Source organism: Serratia quinivorans, assembly GCF_052113645.1.
Taxonomy (GTDB): domain Bacteria; phylum Pseudomonadota; class Gammaproteobacteria; order Enterobacterales; family Enterobacteriaceae; genus Serratia; species Serratia quinivorans_B.
Window position 1 is genome coordinate 43,371 of the sequence record NZ_JBIEIU010000015.1, and the last position, 17,855, is coordinate 61,225.

19 protein-coding genes are annotated in these 17,855 nt (G+C 55.5%); 7 read left to right on the forward strand and 12 right to left on the reverse strand.

Annotated elements, in window-relative coordinates; all coding sequences use genetic code 11:
• Nucleotides 1-53: 53 nt before the first annotated feature.
• The 5 genes from ACGS9J_RS22315 to cpxP all read right to left on the reverse strand — a co-directional run bounded on the left by ACGS9J_RS22315 (nt 54) and on the right by cpxP (nt 4,125).
• A complete protein-coding gene (locus ACGS9J_RS22315) occupies nt 54-1,043 on the reverse strand; it encodes a sulfate ABC transporter substrate-binding protein (protein WP_442232959.1) in 990 nt (329 codons plus the stop codon).
• Nucleotides 1,044-1,235: 192 nt separating this feature from the next.
• On the reverse strand, nt 1,236-2,198 hold the full coding sequence (gene pfkA, locus ACGS9J_RS22320; protein ID WP_209640046.1) for a 6-phosphofructokinase: 963 nt from the start codon (nt 2,196-2,198) through the stop codon (nt 1,236-1,238).
• 232 nt (nt 2,199-2,430) lie between these two features.
• The gene (fieF, locus tag ACGS9J_RS22325; RefSeq protein WP_442232924.1) at nt 2,431-3,333 is read right to left on the reverse strand and encodes a CDF family cation-efflux transporter FieF; all 903 of its coding nucleotides are present in this window, start codon (nt 3,331-3,333) and stop codon (nt 2,431-2,433) included.
• A complete protein-coding gene (locus ACGS9J_RS22330) occupies nt 3,306-3,497 on the reverse strand; it encodes a hypothetical protein (RefSeq protein ID WP_442232925.1) in 192 nt (63 codons plus the stop codon). The genes fieF and ACGS9J_RS22330 overlap by 28 nt, the downstream gene beginning before the upstream one ends.
• 133 nt (nt 3,498-3,630) lie before the next feature.
• The gene (gene cpxP / locus ACGS9J_RS22335; protein ID WP_442232926.1) at nt 3,631-4,125 is read right to left on the reverse strand and encodes a cell-envelope stress modulator CpxP; all 495 of its coding nucleotides are present in this window, start codon (nt 4,123-4,125) and stop codon (nt 3,631-3,633) included.
• Nucleotides 4,126-4,273: 148 nt separating this feature from the next.
• Between cpxP and cpxR the strand changes: the two genes are divergently transcribed.
• From cpxR to ACGS9J_RS22355, 4 genes are all read left to right on the forward strand, one after another.
• Nucleotides 4,274-4,972, forward strand: a complete 699-nt coding sequence (cpxR, locus tag ACGS9J_RS22340; RefSeq protein ID WP_004953234.1) for an envelope stress response regulator transcription factor CpxR — start codon at nt 4,274-4,276, stop codon at nt 4,970-4,972.
• Nucleotides 4,969-6,342, forward strand: a complete 1,374-nt coding sequence (cpxA, locus tag ACGS9J_RS22345) for an envelope stress sensor histidine kinase CpxA (RefSeq protein WP_442232927.1) — start codon at nt 4,969-4,971, stop codon at nt 6,340-6,342. The genes cpxR and cpxA overlap by 4 nt, the downstream gene beginning before the upstream one ends.
• 63 nt (nt 6,343-6,405) lie before the next feature.
• Complete coding sequence (gene trmL, locus ACGS9J_RS22350; RefSeq protein WP_442232928.1) at nt 6,406-6,879, forward strand: tRNA (uridine(34)/cytosine(34)/5-carboxymethylaminomethyluridine(34)-2'-O)-methyltransferase TrmL; 474 nt, start codon at nt 6,406-6,408, stop codon at nt 6,877-6,879.
• A gap of 161 nt (nt 6,880-7,040) precedes the next feature.
• Entirely contained in the window at nt 7,041-7,712 is a 672-nt protein-coding gene (locus tag ACGS9J_RS22355) for a DUF3313 domain-containing protein (RefSeq protein ID WP_442232929.1), read from the forward strand.
• A gap of 63 nt (nt 7,713-7,775) precedes the next feature.
• On the opposite strand, the gene cysE is transcribed toward ACGS9J_RS22355, so the two are convergent.
• From cysE to ACGS9J_RS22380, 5 genes are all read right to left on the reverse strand, one after another.
• A complete protein-coding gene (cysE, locus tag ACGS9J_RS22360) occupies nt 7,776-8,597 on the reverse strand; it encodes a serine O-acetyltransferase (RefSeq protein WP_442232930.1) in 822 nt (273 codons plus the stop codon).
• 232 nt (nt 8,598-8,829) lie between these two features.
• A complete protein-coding gene (gpsA, locus tag ACGS9J_RS22365) occupies nt 8,830-9,849 on the reverse strand; it encodes an NAD(P)H-dependent glycerol-3-phosphate dehydrogenase (protein ID WP_442232931.1) in 1,020 nt (339 codons plus the stop codon).
• On the reverse strand, nt 9,849-10,319 hold the full coding sequence (secB, locus tag ACGS9J_RS22370) for a protein-export chaperone SecB (RefSeq protein WP_020837579.1): 471 nt from the start codon (nt 10,317-10,319) through the stop codon (nt 9,849-9,851). Before secB ends, gpsA begins: the two co-directional genes overlap by 1 nt.
• 59 nt (nt 10,320-10,378) lie before the next feature.
• Nucleotides 10,379-10,627, reverse strand: a complete 249-nt coding sequence (grxC, locus tag ACGS9J_RS22375; RefSeq protein ID WP_012147490.1) for a glutaredoxin 3 — start codon at nt 10,625-10,627, stop codon at nt 10,379-10,381.
• A gap of 28 nt (nt 10,628-10,655) precedes the next feature.
• Nucleotides 10,656-11,090: a rhodanese-like domain-containing protein gene (locus ACGS9J_RS22380; protein WP_442232932.1), complete on the reverse strand. Its 435-nt coding sequence runs from the start codon at nt 11,088-11,090 to the stop codon at nt 10,656-10,658.
• A 299-nt stretch (nt 11,091-11,389) separates the two neighbouring features.
• On the opposite strand from ACGS9J_RS22380, the gene gpmM reads away from it, so the two are divergent.
• The 3 genes from gpmM to ACGS9J_RS22395 are packed head-to-tail and all read left to right on the forward strand — an operon-like array spanning nt 11,390 to nt 15,246.
• Nucleotides 11,390-12,934 carry a 2,3-bisphosphoglycerate-independent phosphoglycerate mutase gene (gene gpmM / locus ACGS9J_RS22385; protein ID WP_442232933.1) on the forward strand — a complete coding sequence of 515 codons (1,545 nt, stop codon included), beginning with the start codon at nt 11,390-11,392 and terminating at the stop codon, nt 12,932-12,934.
• Between the two features lie 9 nt (nt 12,935-12,943).
• Nucleotides 12,944-14,278 (forward strand): murein hydrolase activator EnvC, encoded by a 1,335-nt coding sequence (gene envC / locus ACGS9J_RS22390; protein ID WP_442232934.1) that lies wholly within the window; start codon nt 12,944-12,946, stop codon nt 14,276-14,278.
• Between the two features lie 2 nt (nt 14,279-14,280).
• Entirely contained in the window at nt 14,281-15,246 is a 966-nt protein-coding gene (locus ACGS9J_RS22395; RefSeq protein ID WP_442232935.1) for a divergent polysaccharide deacetylase family protein, read from the forward strand.
• Between the two features lie 181 nt (nt 15,247-15,427).
• On the opposite strand, the gene tdh is transcribed toward ACGS9J_RS22395, so the two are convergent.
• On the reverse strand, nt 15,428-16,453 hold the full coding sequence (tdh, locus tag ACGS9J_RS22400; RefSeq protein WP_442232936.1) for an L-threonine 3-dehydrogenase: 1,026 nt from the start codon (nt 16,451-16,453) through the stop codon (nt 15,428-15,430).
• Nucleotides 16,454-16,462: 9 nt separating this feature from the next.
• Nucleotides 16,463-17,659: a glycine C-acetyltransferase gene (gene kbl / locus ACGS9J_RS22405; RefSeq protein WP_442232937.1), complete on the reverse strand. Its 1,197-nt coding sequence runs from the start codon at nt 17,657-17,659 to the stop codon at nt 16,463-16,465.
• Between the last annotated feature and the right edge of the window lie 196 nt (nt 17,660-17,855).

Genomic DNA, 17,855 nt, shown 5'->3' on the forward strand with positions numbered 1-17,855 from the left:
CAAAACCCCGGCTTGCCGCAATGCCGGGGTTTTTTATTGCCGTCATCAAGGTATTAGCGCTTGCTGATCTCGTCGAATATGCCGCCGGTGGCAAAGTGCACTTTCTGTGCCTGAGTCCAGCCGCCAAAGGTATCATCCACGGTGAACAGCTTCAGTTTTGGGAACTGCTCGGTAAACTTGGCCGCCACAGCCGCGTCACGCGGACGGTAGTAGTTTTTCGCCGCGATGGTTTGCCCTTCAGGCGTATACAGATACTTCAGGTAAGCCGTGGCCACATCGCGGGTCCCGCGCTTATCAACCACTTTGTCCACCACCGAGACGGTCGGTTCAGCCAGAATCGATTCGCTTGGGGTAATAATTTCAAACTTGTCTTTACCCAGCTCTTTTTCCGCCAGCAAAGCTTCGTTTTCCCAAGCGATCAGCACATCGCCGATGCCGCGTTCAACGAAGGTATTGGTTGAACCACGCGCGCCGGAATCCAGCACTTCGACGTTCTTATACAGGTTTTTAACGAACTCCTGCGCTTTGGCCTGATCGTTATTGTTCTGGTGCAGCGCATAACCCCAGGCCGCCAGATAATTCCAGCGTGCGCCGCCGGAGGTTTTCGGGTTCGGGGTAATCACCGAGACGCCCGGCTTAACCAAATCAGCCCAGTCGTGAATTTGTTTTGGGTTGCCTTTGCGCACCAGGAACACGATGGTCGAGGTATAAGGCGCAGAGTTGTCCGGCAGGCGCTTGATCCACGCTTTGTCGATGCGCCCACGCTCGGCGATTGCGTCCACATCATAGGCCAGCGCCAGCGTCACCACATCGGCCTCAATCCCGTTAATCACCGAGGTCGCCTGCTTGCCGGAACCGCCATGCGACTGGCGTACCGTCACTTTATCGCCGGTCTGCTGCTGCCAATATTTGCCGAATGCGGTGTTATATTCCTGATAGAACTCACGCGTCGGGTCGTACGAAACGTTCAACAGTTGGATATCTTTCGCCATGGCGCCGGACGCCAGCAGCATTATTGTCAGACCTACACCCCATTTACGCATACGCATCGACTCGCTCTCCCAGGAAAATTAATCACAACCTCAATCGGTTGATTTAACATCAGAGCCTGCCAGAAACTTCCCGACCAATTAAAGAATAAAAAATGTTGGGCTAGACGATTCTGGAATATACCCGCCGCGAGCATAAAAAAGCCCCCGCATGCGGAGGCTTCTACGAACTGAATTAAGACGGGATCAGTACAGCTTTTTCGCCGTTTCCAGCCAGTCGCCCTTGAACGGACGCTTCATGTTTTCGATCGCATCGATGATGTCGTGGTGCACCATCTTCTCATTCTGGATACCGACGCAACGGCCGCCGTAACCCTGCAACAGCAGCTCGATAGCGTAAGCGCCCATGCGGGAAGCCAGAATACGGTCGTAAGCTACCGGCGAACCGCCACGCTGAATATGCCCCAGCACGGTAGCGCGGGTTTCACGCTTGGTTTCCTGTTCGATATGACGAGCCAATTCATCGATATCGCAGATGTGTTCGGTGATCGCCACAATCGCGTGTTTCTTGCCTTTGGCGATACCGGCCTTGATTTCACATACCAGATCTTCGCGGTTGAATTCAGTTTCCGGCAGCACGATGAATTCGCAACCGCCGGCAATCGCTGCCGCCAACGTCAGATCGCCGCAATAGCGCCCCATCACTTCAACGATGGAAATACGCTGATGTGAAGAGGAGGTATCACGCAAACGGTCAATGGCTTCCACTACGGTTTCGAGCGCGGTGAAAAAGCCGATGGTGTAGTCGGTACCGGCCACGTCGTTATCGATGGTGCCCGGCAGACCGATACAAGGGAAACCCTCTTCCGTCAGGCGTTTGGCCCCCATATAGGAACCGTCGCCGCCGATCACTACCAGCGCATCAATACCGCGGTTTTGCAGATTCTCAATTGCCTTGGCGCGTACGCTGTCGTCTCTGAACTCAGGGAAGCGGGCCGAACCGAGGAAAGTGCCACCGCGATTGATCATATCGGACACGCTGTAGCGGTCCAATTGTTCCATGCGATCTTCGTACAAGCCAAGGTAGCCATCGTAAATACCAAAAACTTCCAGACCTTCCGAAAGTGCAGCACGCACAACGCCACGGATCGCAGCGTTCATACCCGGCGAATCACCGCCACTCGTCAGTACACCGATTTTCTTGATCATGACTACCTCTGAACTGTAGATGCAATTTCTTAAGAATTCTGTATTCGCCGATTGTCTTGAAACCTCTCCGGCTGCAGAAAACCAGCTTTACGGCTTTATTGCTGGATATTATAGCAAAAACACCCAGCTGAATTGATTCAAGTCACGCTATATTGCGGTAAAAAACCGCCATGGCACGCGGAGCTAATGCCATCATTTACCTGCTGCGCTCATTCTCGTCATCCTGTACTGATTATAGCTCCCAACGCCCCTGTCGGCCCGCGGGTACCACGGAACAAGGATCCTGGTGGATGAGAACATCAGCCCCCGGAAAACGATGCAATAACGCCTGCTCCACCTGTTCAGCCAGAATATGCGCCTGCATCAGCGGCAGCGCATCGTCCATCTCCAGATGCAGCTGAATAAAACGCGTCGGACCGGACTGGCGGGTACGCAAATCATGCGCGCCTTTCACCCCAGGCCATGAGGAGATCACATCAATAATCGCCTGACGTTCGTCGTCCGGCAATGCCCTGTCCAGCAGCGATTGCACAGCCTCGTAGCCCATCCTCAACGCGCTATAAAGAATGTAGACGCCTATTCCCAAGGCAAACAGCGCATCCGCCCGGTGAAAACCGTACCAGCTTAGCGCAAGCGCTATAAGAATAGCACCATTCATCATGACATCTGACTGATAATGCAGCATATCTGCTCGCACTGCCTGACTGCGAGTTTTTCTTACTACCCAACGCTGATAGGTGACCAGCAACAGGGTGCTGAACAACGCCACCACCGTCACGACAATACCGATACCGGGATCGCGCAAGGTTTCCGGCGAGTACAAATGCTGAAAACCGGTCAGAAACAGAAACAACGCCGAGCCGGAAATAAACATGCTTTGCGCCAGCGCCGCCAGCGACTCGGCCTTGCCGTGTCCGAAGGTGTGTTCTTCATCGGCCGGCTGCAGCGAGTAACGCACCACCAGCAGGTTGGTCAGCGATGCGGCAATGTCCACCAGCGAATCCACCAACGCCGCCAACAGGCTCACCGAACCGGTGTGATACCAGGCGACAATTTTGATCAGTAACAGCGCTGAGGCCAAAACGGTGGCAGCTAACGCGGCAGATTTCACCAAACGCGCATATTGCGGTTCCATAACCCATCCTGGTTAAACGTCGAGAGGGTGAGTATAACGGAATGATGGGCAAAAAAGCCCTTCAGATGGCCCCGTCTGCCGTGGCCAAAGGCATGAGCGTCGCGGAAGAGGATCCGGTCATAGCGATAAAGATAGCGGGGGCGGTCAGCGATAAACATCATCATGGTCCATACTCTGTGGTTTAATCTCGCAGAGTGGCCTAATGGGCTATCAAGCTGTAATTGATGGATAAAAAAAACCCCGCCATCATGGCGGGGGAAGACAGGGATGGTGTCTATGGCAAGGAAAAACAGGGGACTACTCAGTCATACTTAACTTCTGGGCAGAAGTTTGCTGCAAACCAGAAATTTGTTGCTCCATCTGCTGCATGCGCTGCTGATGCTTCTGGTCTAAAACGCTTTTTTGCTGTGGCGTCAGCAAGTTATACATTTGGTTGCGTACCCGGGCCATTTCGACCTGGCGCTTAACCTGTTGCTGAGCCATCTGTTCCGCCTGGGCATACACGGCGGCTTCATCAAATTTGTCTGCGGTCACCAGCTTATGCATGGCTTCCATTTCAGCTACATTGACACCTGGCAAATCGTGGCGCGCCTGGCGCATTAAATCGCGCATTTGCTGGCGTTGCTGCTCAGTCAGGCTGACACCGTCGAACATGTGGTGTTGGCCAGGTGTTCTGGTCATCGCATCGTTTCCGGGAGTCGGTGCAGTTTCCGATGTAGTGTCGGCAGCGAAGGCAGCGGTAGAACCTATTGCCAGCATTGATGCCATAACTAATGCGGTCACCTTACGCATTTCAACTCCTCGTGCTTTCTCACTTTGCGAATCAACGAGGAGCAGTGTACTGCTGCACCTGCAAACATGCGTCAGTGCATGTAAAACTACGTAAAGTCATGGAATGCCAACAGTTGATGACGTATTTTGCGTCAGGAGGTAAAACACAATGAATAAAATTCTGTTAGTTGACGACGACCGCGAGCTGACCTCGCTGTTAAAAGAACTGCTTGAAATGGAAGGCTTTACCATCGTGGTTGCTTACGATGGCGAACAGGCGTTGTCGCTACTGGACAGCTCCATCGATCTGCTGCTGCTCGATATCATGATGCCGAAGAAAAACGGTATCGATACTTTGAAAGAGCTACGTCAGCATCACCAGACTCCGGTCATTATGCTGACCGCTCGCGGTAGCGAACTGGACCGTGTACTGGGCCTGGAACTGGGCGCCGATGACTACCTGCCAAAACCCTTTAACGATCGCGAGCTGGTGGCGCGTATCCGTGCGATCCTGCGTCGTTCCAACTGGAGTGAACAACAGCAGAATGTCGATACCGGCGCACCGACGCTGGACGTTGACGGCCTTCAGCTCAATCCGGGTCGCCAGGAAGCCAGCTTCGACGGCCAAACGCTGGATCTCACCGGTACCGAATTTACTCTGCTGTACCTACTGGCGCAGCACCTGGGTCAGGTGGTGTCACGTGAACTGCTGAGCCAGGAAGTGCTGGGCAAACGACTGACGCCTTTTGATCGCGCTATCGATATGCATATCTCCAACCTGCGACGTAAGCTGCCGAACCGTAAAGACGGCCATCCGTGGTTCAAAACGCTGCGGGGTCGGGGCTACTTAATGGTATCTGCAACATGATCAACAGTTTGACGGCACGTATCTTCGCCATTTTCTGGTTCACATTGGCCCTGGTGCTGATGTTGGTGTTGATGGTGCCCAAGTTAGACTCCCGCCAAATGACCTCGCTGCTGGACAGCGAGCAGCGGCAGGGACTGATGCTGGAACAACATGTCGAGGCCGAGTTGCAAAACGATCCGGCCAACGATTTGATGTGGTGGCGGCGCTTATTCCGCGCCATTGAAAAATGGGCCCCACCAGGGCAGCGCCTGCTTCTGGTCACCAGCGAAGGCCGGGTGATTGGCAACATGCAGCGCAACGAAATGCAGTTGGTGCGCAATTTTATCGGCCAATCTGATAATTCCGATCATCCGAAGAAGAAAAAATACGGCCGCGTCGAACTGGTCGGCCCCTTCTCGGTACGTGATGGCGAAGACAACTACCAGTTGTACCTGATCCGTCCTGCCAACAGCCCACAATCCGATTTTATCAACCTGATGTTCGACCGGCCGCTCCTGCTGCTGATCGTCACCATGCTGATTAGTGCGCCCTTGCTGCTATGGCTGGCGTGGAGCCTGGCCAAACCGGCTCGTAAACTTAAGAACGCGGCCGATGACGTGGCACGCGGCAACCTGAAACAGCATCCTGAACTGGAGGCCGGGCCACAAGAGTTCCTGGCGACCGGTGCCAGTTTCAACCAGATGGTCAGTGCGCTGGAACGTATGATGACCGCCCAGCAACGGCTGATCTCCGATATTTCGCATGAACTGCGCACACCGCTGACCCGCCTGCAGTTGGCGACAGCACTGATGCGCCGTCGTCATGGTGAAGGCCATGAGTTGGCACGCATCGAAACCGAAGCACAACGCCTGGACTCGATGATCAACGATTTATTGGTGCTGTCGCGTGGGCAACAGAAAAGCGAGTTGGTACGTGAACGGTTGCTGGCCAACGAGCTGTGGGCCGATGTGCTGGATGATGCCGGCTTCGAAGCCGAACAAATGGGCAAACAGCTGAAGGTCACCTCCCCTCCCGGCCCGTGGACCCTGTTCGGCAACGCCGGCGCATTGGATAGCGCGTTGGAAAACATCGTGCGTAATGCCCTGCGCTATTCGAACACCCAGATTGCCGTGGCGTTCAGCGCGGATAACCAGGGCATCACCATTGTGGTCGACGACGACGGCCCGGGCGTCAGCACGGAAGATCGCGAGCAAATATTCCGGCCGTTCTATCGTACCGATGAAGCACGCGATCGCGCATCCGGCGGGACCGGACTGGGCCTGGCGATCGTAGAAGCGGCCGTCAACCAGCATCGCGGTTGGGTGAAAGCGGAAGACAGTCCGCTCGGCGGGCTGCGGTTGGTACTGTGGCTGCCGCTACACCAACGCTGATCGCCTAAGACAGGCCAGTAAGATTTTGTTATTCTGCGCCCCTCGTCATGAGGGGCTTTTTACATGCTGAACATTGTTTTATTCGAACCTGAAATTCCACCCAACACCGGCAATATCATCCGCCTGTGTGCCAATACCGGTTTTCAACTGCACCTGATAGAGCCGATGGGCTTCCCGTGGGACGATAAACGCCTGCGGCGTGCCGGGCTGGACTATCATGAATTTGCCAGCATCCGACGTCACGCCGACTACGCGGCCTTTCTCGCCAGCGAAAATCCGCAACGCCTGTTTGCCCTGACCACCAAAGGCACCCCGGCGCACAGCGCGGTCAGCTATCAGGCCGGCGACTACTTGCTGTTCGGACCGGAAACTCGCGGGCTGCCTGCCGAGATCCTCGAAGCCTTGCCGGCACAGCAGAAAATCCGCATTCCCATGCAGGCGCAAAGCCGCAGCATGAACCTGTCCAATGCCGTTGCGGTGGTGGTATACGAAGCCTGGCGACAACTGGACTATGCCGGTGCGTTAATTAAATCTTAAGACGACAACATGCCCTGATCGCCTGCTAAAACCGGCTGCATATCACGATCCTGACAACAGAAGCTAAAACAGGGCACGCCAGGCCCCGAAAACATTCGCTGCTACAGAAGATAATAGGCTATGTTTTGTAAGGGTAATTAACACTCATCATAGGAAATCGTATGAAAAAACAACGCTTGAGCGTTGCCATGGCGGTTCTGGCAACGGGCCTGTTGCTGGCGGGTTGTGCGTCTAAAGTGACCAAAACGGATCAATACTCGGGATTCCTGTCTGACTACAGCAAACTACAGGAAACCACCTCGCCAAGCGGCCATAAAACGCTGCGTTGGATCGACCCTACTTACAAAGAATCCAACTACCGCGGCCTGTACTTCCCGCCGGTGGTTTATTTCCCAGCGGAAAAACCGACGGCACGCGTAAGCCAGGACACGCTGAATAAAATCAAGGCATACGCCACCCAGCGCATTAAAACCGCACTGGAAGATCGCTTTACCATACTGAAAAGCCCGGCCGGTTCACGCGTTCTGATCGCCAAAATTGCCATCACTGCGGTCTCTGCCGAAGATGAAGATATGAAATTCTATGAGGTGGTGCCAGTTGCGGCGGTAGTTGCCAGCACCATGGCGGCCACCGGCCACCGGACGCAAAACACCACGCTGTATCTTGAAGGCGAACTGATCGACCAGGACACCGGCAAAACGGTGCTGGAAGTGGCGCGCAAGGCCTACGGCAAAACCGTCAGTAACGACAGCACACCGGTCACCGAAGCGGATGTCAAAGCGGCAATCGATGACATGGTTAAAGACATCACCAATTTCCCGAAACAGGGTTAATCCCGAGCGGAAAAACACCGGGGGAGCCAAAGCTCCCCCGATTTTATGCGTCAACTCACCGACTTAAATGCCGTCGCCATACTCAAAGCCATGGTTGGCGCCGTTGAAATACTGATCCATATCCATCGAAGGCGTATCGCTTTCCGGTCTACCAACAATGCGCGCCGGAACGCCGGCTGCCGTAGTATGCGGCGGTACGGATTGCAGTACCACCGAGCCCGCACCGATTTTAGCGCCTTTACCCACCTCGATATTGCCGAGAATTTTAGCTCCGGCGCCAATCATTACGCCTTCGCGGATCTTCGGATGGCGATCGCCACTGGTTTTTCCGGTACCACCAAGGGTGACCGACTGCAGAATAGACACGTTGTTTTCTACCACTGCGGTTTCACCGATCACGATGCCGGTGGCATGGTCGAGCATGATGCCGCAACCAATCGTGGCAGCCGGGTGGATATCCACGCCGAAAGCGACCGAAATCTGATTCTGCAGGTAAATCGCTAAAGCCTGACGCCCCTGCAGCCACAGCCAATGGCCGATACGGTAGGCCTGCAGCGCATGGAAGCCTTTCAGGTACAGCAACGGCGTTGAATACTTGTCTACTGCCGGGTCGCGCAGACGCACCGCCAGAATGTCGCGCGCAGCCGAGGCTATCATTTGCTGATCGGCGAGGTAGGCGTCTTCCACCACTTCACGCACTGCAATTGCAGGCATGATCGGGTTAGCCAGCTTGTTGGCCAGAATATAGCTGAGCGCACCGCCCAGGTTATCGTGCTTGAGCAACGTCGCATGGTAAAAGCTAGCCAGCATCGGTTCACACTCAGCCAGCTCTCTCGCCTCTGATTTAATGCTATTCCAGACCTGCTCTAACTCTTCTGACGACATCAGGTTCCTCTCCGCCTTGCAAAACAGGCTGCCTCATCGCATAGCAATCAGGCAGCCCAATTCAGTTGCTGGGGTCAGCATGCCGCCCCGCATATCTATTTTATACCCGTCATCTTTCAAGCTGCAGCGTTGTTACCTGCACTCGCTCACCCCAGTGACTTACTTAAGTAAGCGCCTGGGGATGAGCGAGCTGGCCGCTTAGCTGCAGCTTGAAAGCTATAGGGTATATAGGTTAAGCGTTATGCTTTTCGTCTTTTCTGGTCCGGCCTAACAGGCTCAGCGCTGCCTCACGGGCATCTTTATGACAGTAAAGCACCTGATAAATCTGCTCGGTAATCGGCATTTCCACGCCGTGCCGCTGCGCCAACGCCAGGACCTCTTTGGTATTGCGATAGCCTTCGACCACCTGACCTATGCTGTCCTGCGCTTCCTGTACGCCTTTCCCCTGCCCCAGCATAATACCGAAGCGGCGGTTACGCGATTGGTTATCGGTGCAGGTTAACACCAGATCGCCCAGTCCAGCCATGCCCATGAAGGTTGAAGGATCGGCACCCAGTGCTGAACCGAGGCGGGTCATTTCCGTCAGGCCACGGGTAATCAATGCGGTACGCGCATTAGCACCAAAACCGATGCCGTCTGACATCCCGGCGCCGATGGCAATCACGTTCTTCACCGCACCGCCCAACTGCACGCCGATAAAATCGGGGTTGCTGTAAACGCGGAAACTTTTGCCACAGTGCAACAACTGTTGCAGATCTTCGGCGAACTGCGCATCGGTAGAGGCCAGCGCAATTGCAGTGGGCAGCCCAGCAGCCAACTCCTTGGCGAATGTCGGTCCGGAGACCACCGCCAATGGAATAGCATCGCCCAACGCTTCGCGCGCCACGTCCTGCAACAATCTGCCGGTCTCCGCTTCCAGCCCTTTGGTGGCCCAAACGATACGAGCGTCCGGGCGTAGATGCGGTTTCAACTGGCGCAGCACATCACCGAACACATGGCTTGGCACCACCACCAGCACATCGCGGCTAGCCGCCAGCGCACGAGCCAAATCGGCTTCGAGCAACAGCGTGTCGGGGAAGGTTACGTCGGGAAGAAATGCCTGGTTGCAGCGATCGTGCTGCGTTTTTTGGATCTGCTCGGGGTTATGGCCCCACAGCACCACGGAGTGGCCGTTACGCGCCAGCGTAATGGCTAATGCGGTGCCGTACGAGCCGGCACCGATAACGGTCATTGAAGCATTGACGGTGTTCATCAGGCATCCTGATGTGGTGCGGCACCTTCGCCTTCCGCCTGCTGCTGCAGATAGTTCATGAACAGCGCGTCAAAGTTGACCGGTGCCAGATTCAGCTGCGGGAATGTACCGCGAGAAACCAGGCTGGTGATGCACTCACGCGCATACGGGAACAGAATGTTCGGGCAGTATGCACCCAGGCAATGCGCCAGCTGCGTACCGTCGATGCCCGCTACAGAGAAGATGCCTGCCTGCTGCACTTCACACAGGAACGCAGTTTCTTCGCCCAGAGACGCAGTCACGGTTACGCGCAGTACAACTTCATACACTTCGTCAGCCAACTGGCTGGAAGCGGTATCTAGATCCAGTTTAACTTCTGGCTGCCATTCCTGCTGGAAAACCTGCGGCGCTTTTGGCGCTTCGAAGGAGATATCCTTGGTGTAAATGCGCTGAATCTGGAAAGCCATCTCTGTGCTGTTTTGTTCTGACATGTGTGTAATACCCTTGGTTAAACGTCCTTATTGACACTCAGTAACCGGCAGTCGCCCGCTTAAAGCAGCGGATCCAGACCACCACGAGCATCGAGTTCATATAAATCATCACAGCCGCCGATATGTTGGCCGTCGATGAAAATCTGAGGCACGGTGGTGCGCCCACTGCGCGCAATCATCGCTTCGCGTTTTTCATTATCGCCATCGATGGCGATTTCGTTAAACGCGGCTCCCTTGCTGTTCAGCAACGCTTTGGCGCGATGGCAGAACGGACAGGTCGCTTTGGTGTAGATATCAATGTTAGCCATGGATTACCACCTCAAATACGTTAAATAATTACTTACCGCGCACTAATGGCAGGTTTTCCCCGCTCCAGCCGGCAATGCCGTCCTTCAGCGTAGTGACATTCTCAAAGCCCGCCTTGCTCAGGTTTTCTGCCGGCTCGCGAGAGGTGGTGCCGTTGGCACAAACCACGATGATCGGCTGAGCCTTGTGTTTTTCCAGCTCGCCCAGGCTGCCGCTTTTGATTTCGCCGGCGGTCAGGTTGATGGCGTTGGCTAGATGGCCTCGGCGGAAATCGTCACGGCTGCGGGTATCTACCACAACGGCATCTTCTTTATTAATCAGGCGGGTGGCTTCACCACGGGTGATTTCTTTCACCTTGGAGAAACGGCTCTTGAACGTCATGACGATCACCGCAACCAGCAGGGCGATCCAGGCCAGGCTCAGTATGGGATGCTTGCTAACGAATTGCATAATTTCTTGCAGCATGGGGTGTAACAACTCCCGTCAGTTTAAGGAAAAAATAACTCAAGGTTCCAGAGTATACCTGCCGAGTGCAGCAAATACAGCCAATAAGCAAGTGCTATTGCAGAAACTGCGGGCTACGCTGAGAAATTCTCTGCGCCGCAGCATAAAAGCCGCCCTTGTTGACCGCAACTTTGATCTCTCTGGGCTCTTTTTAACCGGCCCCGTTGTAAAATCGGACGGATTTTAGGGTCAATAGCCATCACCCCGGCCCCGGGCAGATCGCTATTCACAACTTAAAAGTTCATAACGAGGTTAATGCAATGTCGAGCAACAAAAAACCGATGGTACTGGTGATCCTGGACGGCTACGGCCACCGCGAGGAGCAACAGGACAACGCCATTTTGAACGCCAAAACGCCGGTGATGGACCGCCTGTGGCAACAGCAGCCACACACCCTGATCGCCGCATCCGGGCTGGATGTTGGCCTGCCTGACGGCCAGATGGGCAACTCGGAAGTCGGCCACGTCAACCTGGGCGCCGGGCGCATCGTTTATCAGGATCTGACTCGAGTGGATAAAGAAATTAAACAAGGCGATTTCTTCGCCAACCCAACGCTGACGGCGGCGGTCGACAAGGCCGTGCAGGCCGGCAAAGCGGTGCATATCATGGGGCTGTTGTCGCCGGGTGGCGTGCACAGCCACGAAGATCATATTCTGGCCATGATTGAACTGGCCTCGCAGCGCGGTGCCAAAGCCGTTTATCTGCATGCCTTCCTGGACGGTCGCGATACCCCGCCACGCAGTGCAGAAACCTCTTTGCAACGCTTTAGCGATGCCTTCGCCAATCTGGGCTGCGGGCGCATCGCATCGCTGATCGGCCGTTATTACGCCATGGATCGCGACAACCGCTGGGACCGCGTTCAACTGGCCTATGATCTGATCACTCAGGCCAAGGGCGACTTCGTGGCCGACAACGCCGTTGACGCCCTGCAAGCCGCCTACCAGCGGGGTGAAAACGATGAGTTCGTCAAGCCGACCGTTCTCCAGGCTGCCGGTGAAGCCACCGCCGAGCTGCACGATGGTGACGCGCTGATTTTCATGAACTTCCGCGCCGACCGCGCACGCCAGATCGTCCGCGCCTTCGTGAATGCGGATTTCGAGGGCTTCCCGCGCGCCAAAGTCGTCAACTTCGGTGATTTCGTGATGCTGACCGAATACGCCGCCGACATCAAAGCCCCCTGCGCCTATCCGCCGGCTTCGTTGAACAACACCTTCGGTGAATGGTTGATGAAGCACGACAAAACTCAGCTGCGCATCTCGGAAACCGAAAAATACGCCCACGTCACCTTCTTCTATAACGGCGGCGTTGAAGAGCCGTTCACGGGTGAAGACCGCGTGCTGGTCAACTCACCGAAGGTGGCTACCTACGATCTGCAGCCGGAAATGAGCGCTGCCGAACTGACCGACAAACTGCTGACCGCCATTAACAGTGGCAAATACGACGCCATTATCTGCAACTATCCGAATGGCGATATGGTGGGTCATACCGGCGTTTACGACGCGGCAGTGAAAGCGGTGGAAACGCTGGATAGCTGCATCGCCCAGGTCGTCGAAGCGGTTAAGGCCGTCGACGGGCAGTTGCTGATCACCGCCGATCACGGCAATGCCGAGCAAATGCGCGATCCGGCGACCGGCCAGGCGCACACCGCGCACACCAGCCTTCCGGTACCACTGATTTATATCGGCCAGCCTGCCCGCGCAGTCAACGGCGGCAAGCTTTCGGACATCGCGCCGACCATGCTGACACTCATGGGAATGGAAATCCCGCAAGAGATGACTGGTAAGCCGCTGTTCATCGTGGAATAATCCTTCCCTATGAGGGAAAAGGCGTTTTTTGCACTATCAAGGGTAACCCGAAGCGCAAACACAGGCAGCCAGCCGCTGCCTGAACGCACCGCGCCAAGGAAGTTGACCACCATGTGCGCCAGCGTATTTTACGCTGGCGTCTTGTTGTTGCCGTTAGCCAGCCAGGCGGCGGAAGACAATAAATCCCAGCTCAAAGACATCCAGCAAAGCATCGCCGAAAAAGAAAAGGCGGTTAAACAGCAGCAGCAACAGCGCAGCTCATTGCAGGATCAGCTTAAGCAGCAAGAAAAAACCATCGCGCAGGCCAGCCGTCTGCTGCGTGACACTCAAGGCACATTGAGTCAGTTGGGGAAAGATATTTCCGGCCTGAATGCCTCGATCGCCAAGCTGCAAAAGCAACAATCCACCCAGCAGGAAATCCTCGCCAAACAACTCGATGCCGCCTTCCGCCAGGGCCAGCACAGCGCTGTGCAATTGATCCTCAGCGGTGAAGAGAGCCAACGCAGCGAGCGTATTTTGGCTTATTTCGGCTACCTGAATGAAGCGCGTCAGCAAACCATTGAAGAGCTGAAGCAAACTCGCGCCGAGCTGGCAAAGCAAAAAACCACGCTGGTGGCCAAACAGGGTCAACAGAAATCGTTACTGGGCGAACAGCAAACGCAGCAGCAGAAGCTGGAACAGGCACGCGGTGCACGTAAGAAAACACTGACCGCGCTGGAAGCCTCGCTGGAAAAAGATCAGCAGCGTCTGGTGGAACTGCGCCAGAACGAAACCCGTATGCGAGACAAAATCGCCCGGGCCGAACGTGAAGCCCGCGCCCGTGCGGAACGCGAAGCACGCGAGGCGGCCAAGGTACGTGAACAGGTTCGCGCCAAAGAACAACAGGCGAAGAAAACCGGCACCAGCTATAAACCAAGCGAAGCCGATCGTTCCTTGATGGCCCGTACCGGCGGCCTTGGCAGACCGGGTGGGCAGGCAATATGGCCGGTACGCGGGCGTACTTTGCACAGTTTCGGTGAACAGCTGCAAGGCGAGTTACGCTGGAAAGGCATGGTGATCTCGGCCGCCGAAGGCAGTGAAGTGAAAGCTATCGCTGACGGCCGCGTGTTGCTGGCCGACTGGCTACAGGGCTATGGCCTGGTTGTCGTCATCGAACACGGTAAGGGTGATATGAGCCTGTATGGCTACAACCAGAGTGCGCTGGTCAACGTCGGGGCGCAGGTGCGCGCCGGTCAGCCGATAGCCTTGGTGGGTACCAGCGGGGGTCAGGGAACGCCGTCGCTCTATTTCGAAATTCGTCGCCAGGGTCAGGCCGTTAACCCACTACCGTGGTTGGGAAGATAGATTTGCGCTATAACAAAATCCGTACTGTCGTATTGATTGGCTGTCTGCTGCAGGTCTGTGCCGCGCAGGCAGGGAAACTCTCTATCGTTATCGACGACGTGGGCTATCGTCCGCACGAAGAAAGCGCCGTGTTGCAAATGCCAACGGCCATCTCCGTCGCGGTGTTGCCCAATGCCCCCCATGCCCGTTTAATGGCCACTCGTGCTCACAGTCAGGGTCGAGAAGTGCTGATCCATATGCCGATGGCACCGCTCAGCAAGCAACCGCTGGAGCGCGATACGCTGCAGCCTTCCATGAGCAGCGAAGAGATCCAGCGCATTATCCGCAATGCGGTCAATAATGTGCCCTATGCGGTTGGCATGAATAATCACATGGGCAGCGCCATGACCTCCAGCCTGCCGGGCATGCAGAAAGTCATGCAGGCGCTCGACAGCTACCAGCTCTATTTCCTCGACAGCATGACCATCGGCAACAGTCAGGCCACCCGCGCTGCGGCCGGCACGCATGTGAAGGTGATCAAGCGCAAGGTGTTCCTAGATGATACCGCAAACGAAGCCGATATCCGCCGTCAGTTTACCCGCGCGGTTGAGTTGGCGCGGCGCAACGGTTCCGCCATCGCCATCGGCCACCCGCGTCCGGCGACGGTAAAAGTGTTGCAGCAAATGCTGCCCACGTTGCCGAGCGATATCGTGCTGGTGAAACCCAGCTCATTGCTGAATGAACCGCAGAGCAGCGGTAGTGGCGGCAGCTATGTTCCACCACCGGTCAAGCCACAGAAACCGCAGCCGAAGAACCCGTTCACCGGCGGTATCAAACAGTGTAAGGTCAAGTTGCCGAAGGAAAAAGTCAACGCGGGCAAGGTCATGAGCGTGATCGGCGAAAGCGTGACACAGTCTCCGGCCGTGACGTTCATCAAACGTCAGTGGCAACGCTGGACAGACTCAGCGCCAGACAAACCCAAAGCATAAAATCAGGGCCGGAACTCCGGCCCTTAGTCTGATGACAAACACCCGAAAAATGGGATTTTCGGATGTTTGGGATAAATCAAAAGATATAATCCTTTGTTTTTATTAACCCTCAGATCGGGACTTTTAACCGCAAAGGACTTTGTCAGCAATCTGAGGGCCGGAACTCCGGCCCTTTTTACGGTTAATCCCAGCTCAGAATCACTTTTCCGGACTGGCCGGAACGCATGGCGTCAAAGCCCTGCTGGAATTGGTCGATCGAGAAGCGGTGGGTGATGATCGGTGTCAGATCCAGACCAGACTGGATCAATGCCGCCATCTTATACCAGGTTTCGAACATCTCACGACCGTAAATCCCTTTGATAAACAGCCCTTTGAAGATCACCTGATTCCAGTCGATCGACATATCCGACGGCGGGATCCCCAGCATGGCAATACGCCCGCCGTGGTTCATCGCATTGAGCAGCGAACGAAACGCCGGCGGCGCACCGGACATTTCCAGCCCAACGTCGAACCCTTCGGTCATGCCCAACTCGGCCATGACGTCGGTCAGGTTTTCTTTGCTGACGTTCACCGCACGGGTCACACCCATTTTACGGGCCAGATCCAAACGGTATTCGTTAACGTCAGTAATCACCACGTGGCGGGCGCCAACGTGCTTGCATACCGCCGCGGCCATGATACCAATCGGGCCGGCGCCGGAGACCAACACGTCTTCCCCCACCAGATCAAACGACAGTGCGGTATGTACCGCATTGCCGAACGGGTCGAAGATTGACGCCAGCTCATCGGAGATATTGTCCGGGATCTTGAAGGCATTGAACGCCGGGATCACCAGATATTCGGCAAACGAGCCCGGGCGGTTCACACCTACACCGGTGGTATTGCGGCACAGGTGCGTGCGGCCACCACGGCAGTTACGGCAATGGCCACAGGTGATATGACCTTCGCCGGAAACGCGGTCGCCGACGCTGAACCCTTTGACTTCCTGGCCGATGGCAACTACTTCACCCACGTATTCGTGGCCGACCACCATAGGCACCGGGATAGTTTTTTGCGACCATTCATCCCAGTTATAGATATGAACATCGGTACCGCAGATCGCGGTTTTACGGATTTTAATCATGATGTCGTTATGGCCCAGCTCTGGCTGGGGCACATCGGTCATCCAAATCCCTTCTTCCGCTTTCAGTTTTGACAATGCTTTCATGGTTTTACCTTATGCAATAACGCCAAGATCCTTACCGATACGAATGAACGCCGCGACCGCACGCTCAATTTGCTCCGGGGTGTGATCGGCGGACATCTGGGTACGGATGCGCGCCTGGCCTTTCGGCACCACCGGATAGAAGAAACCTGTTACATAGATGCCTTCCTTGAGCAACGCATTGGCGAATTCCTGCGCCAGTTTTGCTTCACCCAACATCACCGGGATGATGGCGTGATCGGCCCCGGCCAGCTCAAAGCCCGCTGCGGTCATTTTTTCACGGAACAGGCTCGCATTGGCCCACAGGCGATCGCGCAATGTGTCGCCCTGCTCCAGCAATTCCAATACTTTGATCGAAGCGGCAACAATCGCCGGTGCCAGCGAGTTGGAGAACAGATAAGGGCGCGAACGCTGACGCAGCCACTCCACGACCTCTTTCTTCGCCGCGGTATAGCCGCCGGAAGCCCCGCCCAGCGCCTTGCCCAGGGTACCGGTAATGATGTCGACGCGCCCCATCACCTCACAATACTCGTGGGTGCCGCGCCCATTGGCGCCAACGAAACCAACCGCGTGGGAGTCATCCACCATCACCAACGCCTGATACTGATCCGCCAGGTCACACACACCTTTCAGGTTGGCGATCACCCCGTCCATCGAGAACACGCCATCGGTGGCAATCATGATATGACGTGCGCCATCAGCCTTGGCCTGTTTGAGCTGTGCTGCCAATTCGGTCATGTCGTTGTTGGCGTAACGATAGCGCTTCGCCTTACACAGACGTACGCCGTCAATGATCGAAGCATGGTTCAACGCATCGGAGATGATGGCGTCTTCCGGACCCAACAGCGTTTCGAACAACCCGCCGTTGGCGTCGAAGCAGGAGGAGTACAGGATGGCGTCTTCCATCCCGAGGAAATCGGCCAGCTTTTGCTCCAACTGTTTATGGCTGTCCTGGGTGCCGCAAATAAAGCGCACCGACGCCATGCCGAAACCATGGCTGTCCATACCGGCCTTGGCCGCCGCGATCATCGCCGGGTGGTTAGCCAGGCCCAGGTAGTTGTTGGCGCAGAAATTGATCACATGGCTGCCGTCGGCTACGGCAATATCAGCCTGCTGAGCGGTGGTAATAATGCGCTCTTCTTTGAACAATCCCTCGCTACGGGTGGTCTCAAGTTGTTGTTCCAACTGCTGATAAAAAGACGCGGACATTCGGTTATCTCCAGGATTGGTCTGTTTTCAACATATTTTACTGATTTGTAACCAAACTGACGAGAATCTGCGGGAGAGAATATGAAAATTGCAGCAGATATCACGGCAAAGTACTGCAGTGCTCGACATCACGGGATATTCAGAGCCCGTCCGATGTTTGCAGCGGCATGAAATGCTATTATAAGCGGCATTGAGC